This window comes from Mammaliicoccus sp. A-M4 (genome assembly GCF_022386955.1).
Classification (GTDB): domain Bacteria; phylum Bacillota; class Bacilli; order Staphylococcales; family Staphylococcaceae; genus Mammaliicoccus; species Mammaliicoccus lentus.
Genome location: NZ_JAJNHH010000038.1, coordinates 1 through 452, shown reverse-complemented (window position 1 = coordinate 452; position 452 = coordinate 1). Strand labels below are relative to the sequence as shown.

At 47.8% G+C, this 452-nt stretch carries 3 tRNA genes; all 3 read right to left on the bottom strand.

The features are described 5' to 3' along the window. Nucleotides 1-105 precede the first annotated feature (105 nt). Nucleotides 106-181 (bottom strand) — tRNA-Ala (locus tag LQ682_RS14050). 17 nt (nucleotides 182-198) lie between these two features. After that, a tRNA-Pro gene (locus LQ682_RS14045) sits at nucleotides 199-272 on the bottom strand. 10 nt (nucleotides 273-282) lie between these two features. Beyond that, nucleotides 283-359, bottom strand: a tRNA-Arg gene (locus LQ682_RS14040). Nucleotides 360-452: the final 93 nt, after the last annotated feature.

Here is a 452-nt window from a genome sequence, read left to right as displayed (position 1 = left end):
TTGGTTAAGCCAATCACTCTTTGAAGTACTTTCAGTACTCAATTATTGGAATTAACGTTGACATATTGTCATTCAGTTTTCAATGTTCATTATCTATTTTATAAATGGTGGAGACTAGCGGGATCGAACCGCTGACCTCCTGCGTGCAAAGCAGGCGCTCTCCCATCTGAGCTAAGCCCCCAAAATATTTAATAGAAGTCGGGAAGACAGGATTCGAACCTGCGACCCCTTGGTCCCAAACCAAGTGCTCTACCAAGCTGAGCTACTTCCCGTTATTAATAATGGCGCGCCCGAGAGGAGTCGAACCCCTAGCCTCTTGATCCGTAGTCAAACGCTCTATCCAATTGAGCTACGGGCGCTAAAAATGGTGCCGAGGACCGGAATCGAACCGGTACGATAATCACTTATCGCAGGATTTTAAGTCCTGTGCGTCTGCCAGTTCCGCCACCCCG